This is a genomic window from Gottfriedia sp. NPDC056225 (assembly GCF_042267765.1).
Lineage (GTDB): Bacteria > Bacillota > Bacilli > Bacillales > Bacillaceae_G > Gottfriedia.
Map to the genome: position 1 here is coordinate 1 of NZ_JBHJTJ010000114.1, position 4069 is coordinate 4069.

Below are 4069 nucleotides of genomic sequence, written 5' to 3' on the forward strand. Positions count from 1 at the left end.
TTTAATAAGAAACTAACCTCAAGGAAAGGACCTCCTTGTAACCATTGAGACCACTGCACGAATTATTCCTCCCAATTGTTATATAACTATTGCATGCGTTAGTTGAACAACTTCAGTACTTTCTCGTATGTATCTTCATAATTCAAATTATCATAGAATTCATTATCTAATTCTTCAAGTTCAATATGAATATCATCTTCTGATTTATCGCTTCGATAGATTTCATTTGCTTTTTTTACTAAATTAGATAAAAAACTGATTCCTAATTTATCTAATATAGAAACAGTTTCTCCCCAAAATTTTCCAGTCCAATTAAAGAAATATTGATCAAATCCACCGTTATTTACTTCCATTAGAAGACTATCAACTAAATAAAAATGTCTTTCATGTTCACTAAGTGCCTCAATTCCATTAACACTTTCTTTTTCAATAATTTTATCAGACATCTCTAAATATAAATCTTCTGTACTTTTCATGTGATGAACTCCTCCAACAATTTTATTTGTTTGAACATTTATAATTATAAAACCTAACTCACCCTATTGCACTATCCTGCCATTTATTGCACTAAAAAAATCGACTATACAGCCGATCTTGTTGTGCAACTATTGCATGTGTTAGCCATCCATGAATCCTCAGATTCACAACAGTGAATAGAAGTTTATATCGTACTCCCATGGTAGTTGCATAAGAATAATTATTTTTGGTTACCAATTAAGTCACGTTGTGTACCTGAAATTGGATCTTCTAAGTAAATCCAATCACCATCACTGATACCATACTCATTAATGCAAAATTGATCTGCATCATCTAATTCTTCAAATAAATAGTCTGCAATGCTGGGGTTATCAATCTTTGTATCATATAAAAATACGTATACTTCATCTTCCTCAAAAGTGTAGACCATTACTTTTTCAATTTTGTTAATTGGATTATTTAAAATAGCATATTTTCTCATTTTTCCTCCTGAAAAGGACCGTTTACTAAAGTTTGTTTTATTGAACTAACGCATCAATAGTTCAATAAGGTTTAGTCTCTATAAAGTAAGTTCTTCAAACCTACAGCTGGAGAATCTCACTCTATTATCGAAAAATATTGTATCTGGAGCATTAGTAGTAGAAATCGCATCCTCACCATACCATTCCCATTTATTGACAAAATTTTTAAGTATTAACTCCGCTTTTGAAATATTTATTGGACTAACTGTTTCAATATCAAAAACTATTTTATACCAGCCATCAAACTACCAATACGCTTCTTTTGAAAATAGCTTAAAAGAAGACATATATTTGTCATTTAATTTTAAGCATTCATTCATTATTAATAAAGCCTCTTCTTCGTTGTTACATTCTATAAATAATGTAAGTCTGATCATTTTTCCTCCCTAAAACTCTTTAGTGATAATTGTATTTAAATATAATTCTACAATACTGCCGTTTACTTTAATAAGAAAAAAGCTACCGAAGCAGCTTAAGTTTGTTCAACTATTGCATGCGTTAGACATCCATGAATCCTCAGATTCACAACAGTGAATGGAAGTTTATATCGTACTCCCATGGTAGTTGAATAGAGATTCCTATTTTTTTAACCCACTGTTTACCATGAATTCTTCATATGCTTCATCTATTTTCTTTTTGCAAATTTCTTTCCACAAGTTTTTAAGATCATTAATTTTTTCTTGACTAACATTTTCGGGCTCCATGTCTCCACCGAAACCAATATGTGATTCTAAATCCGAAACTAAACCATTTTCATCCGCAAATGCAAATTCATTTGGAGCATATGTTACACCTCGGTTTGCACAATTATTTTCGATACAGTGAAAACCCGGTTTATGAACTTTTTTACAAAACTCTGGGACCACCTTATTTTCTTCATGTAAACAATATATCTCTAATAGAACATGGTTATAAGAAATAATAATCATCACCTTTCACAAAAGAAATGAGCTTTCAATATCTATACATGATCTTCAACTAAGGCATGCGTTAGTTCAATAAGGACTTTCTTTAAATACCTTATTTCATATTTACTCTACTTCAATTAAACCATCTTTTTCTAAGAATTCGATCCACTCTTCTCGCAATAACCCCATACGAATCGAGTCATAATAATTCCCATCATAAAAACGACATTTTCTTAATCTTGCTTCCATTGACATTCCTAATTTCTCTCCAACTTTAATCATACGATGATTACCAGACCAAGTTGTATAACCTACACGTACAAGAGGTAGTGTATTAAATAAATGATTAATCCAAAGTTTTAAAGCTCTTGTACCAAACCCTCCACTCCAATAGTTGGGATCATAAATACTAATTCCCATTTCAAGCCAATTTGATGGTTTATGTTCCCAATAGAAGCTAACTGTTCCAATGGCTTTTCCATCCACCTCAATAATCCATTTATCTTCTTGATTAACAACAGTATCCTTAGTTTTTAAATAGTCCTCAAAAGTGACTGCTTTATGTTCAAAATATGGTGCATCCCATTTCTTCCACTCTGGTGAACTCTCTTTATACATCAATGTCCAAAGTGAAAATAAGTCTTCTTCATGGATTGGTCTAATTCGTAATGGCATATTATTCAACTAATCTTCTCTTTCTCTTACTGTTATTCATTAAAGTTACCTCAATCATTACTTGTATTAAGTTAACTATATTTTACTTTATTAAAACCATTATTTGTTCTTTTTTTAGCTCTTCCTTATGCAACTAAACTGCCATTTTGTTGAATAAAAAATGGACTGCCAAAGCAGCCCAACGTTATATAACTAATGCATCAGTTAGTTGCATTAGATTTAATATTATTTCTTTTCTAGATTGCTAATTCTCTTTTCTATTTCTACAGTTTTTGCTTTTGAAATAGACGAATTATTTACTACAAATAACATTATATTTTTTACAATTTTAACTACAACAAATACAAATAAACATATAATTGCTAAACTAATTAATAAGCCTGGTAAACTAAAATTACTCACTTTTATTCCCCTTTAAAAATCATATTTTTATATACTTATTCAACAAAATACAATCAATTCCTTGTTCAACTATACAGCCATTTTGTTGAATAAAAAAATGGACTGCCGAAGCAGCCCAACGCTAACTAAACCAGCTAATAGTTTGTCAATAATTTTCAATAAAAAAAATATGTGACTCATGTTATACTATTTTTGACATGCCAAATAATCTTCCACTTATTTAAAAATTGGAAGATTATGGTAGTTGAAGCTAGTTCAGATTTTAAGCTAGATCTTGGAAAGTCGTTTTGCTTTTTAACAGGGCATAAATCCAATGTAATAGTTTGTTGATACAAGCAATAACTGTTACTCTAAATGGTTTTCCTTCTTCACGCTTTTTATCATAAAATTGTCGCATTCGCTTATTTCGTGGGATGATTTCGTCTGTTGTCTTACTCTTACGATTATCACGAATTGCACACCGAACAGCCATAAATAACGCATGTCTCAATCGACTAGAACCACGTTTTGTAATACGGTTTCTACTGGCTGTGAATTTACCAGATTCAAAGACACTCGGGTCAACACCAGTGAAAGCCACAAGTTTTTTAGGATTATCAAACCGATCAATTTCACCAATTTCAGAGATAATCGTTGCCGCGATTTTTTTTCCGATACCTGGAATCGATTGGATGATAGTATATTCTTCAATTTCTTTTACGAGGACATCTATCTCTGCTTTTAAATTGGATAGATGTTCTTTGTATTGAAGAACCATTTTAATATGCATCTCAAGCGAAATAATTAGGCTTCTATAAAGATTTACTTGAAACGGATTTTTTTCAGCCGCAGTAATTAAAAGCTTAGCTCTTTCGTTTGCCCATTGTTTAGAACGACTAGTACATAAAGATGCGATTCGTTTAGCTAGTTGATCTTCACCTGCTTGTAACACAGCTTCAGATGAAGGAAACTCCAGTAAAGTTAAGAGTGAAACATTAGAATACAAATCTCTAAATACACCTCGATATTCAGGAAACACTTGATCTAGAATCGCTAAAAAATGTAGTTTTGCCTGAGAACTAATACCTGTTAAATGATCGTGCTGTC

General features: G+C 31.3%; 7 protein-coding genes. All 7 read right to left on the bottom strand.

Going from position 1 to position 4069, the window contains the following annotated elements; translation table 11 throughout:
- Positions 1-98: 98 nt before the first annotated feature.
- On the bottom strand, positions 99-476 hold the full coding sequence (locus ACFCYN_RS25125) for a DMP19 family protein (protein ID WP_375952842.1): 378 nt from the start codon (positions 474-476) through the stop codon (positions 99-101).
- Positions 477-697: 221 nt separating this feature from the next.
- Complete coding sequence (locus ACFCYN_RS25130; RefSeq protein WP_375952845.1) at positions 698-958, bottom strand: hypothetical protein; 261 nt, start codon at positions 956-958, stop codon at positions 698-700.
- A 285-nt stretch (positions 959-1243) separates the two neighbouring features.
- Entirely contained in the window at positions 1244-1375 is a 132-nt protein-coding gene (locus tag ACFCYN_RS25135) for a hypothetical protein (protein ID WP_375952848.1), read from the bottom strand.
- Positions 1376-1576: 201 nt separating this feature from the next.
- Positions 1577-1927, bottom strand: a complete 351-nt coding sequence (locus ACFCYN_RS25140) for a hypothetical protein (RefSeq protein ID WP_375952851.1) — start codon at positions 1925-1927, stop codon at positions 1577-1579.
- Between the two features lie 102 nt (positions 1928-2029).
- Entirely contained in the window at positions 2030-2581 is a 552-nt protein-coding gene (locus tag ACFCYN_RS25145; RefSeq protein WP_375952859.1) for a GNAT family N-acetyltransferase, read from the bottom strand.
- A gap of 225 nt (positions 2582-2806) precedes the next feature.
- Positions 2807-2983, bottom strand: coding sequence for a hypothetical protein (locus ACFCYN_RS25150; protein ID WP_375952854.1), 177 nt, complete (start codon positions 2981-2983; stop codon positions 2807-2809).
- Positions 2984-3245: 262 nt separating this feature from the next.
- Positions 3246-4069 (bottom strand): IS110 family RNA-guided transposase (locus ACFCYN_RS25155; protein WP_375952857.1); only part of this gene is annotated, 824 nt, incomplete at its 5' end.

Bases quoted from the DNA above. Each gene is read 5' to 3' on its own strand.
- ACFCYN_RS25135 (WP_375952848.1), bottom strand. From the start codon at position 1,375: ATGATCAGACTTACATTATTTATAGAATGTAACAACGAAGAAGAGGCT.
- ACFCYN_RS25140 (WP_375952851.1), bottom strand. From the start codon at position 1,927: ATGATTATTATTTCTTATAACCATGTTCTATTAGAGATATATTGTTTA.
- ACFCYN_RS25145 (WP_375952859.1), bottom strand. From the start codon at position 2,581: ATGCCATTACGAATTAGACCAATCCATGAAGAAGACTTATTTTCACTT.
- ACFCYN_RS25125 (WP_375952842.1), bottom strand. From the start codon at position 476: ATGAAAAGTACAGAAGATTTATATTTAGAGATGTCTGATAAAATTATT.
- ACFCYN_RS25130 (WP_375952845.1), bottom strand. From the start codon at position 958: ATGAGAAAATATGCTATTTTAAATAATCCAATTAACAAAATTGAAAAA.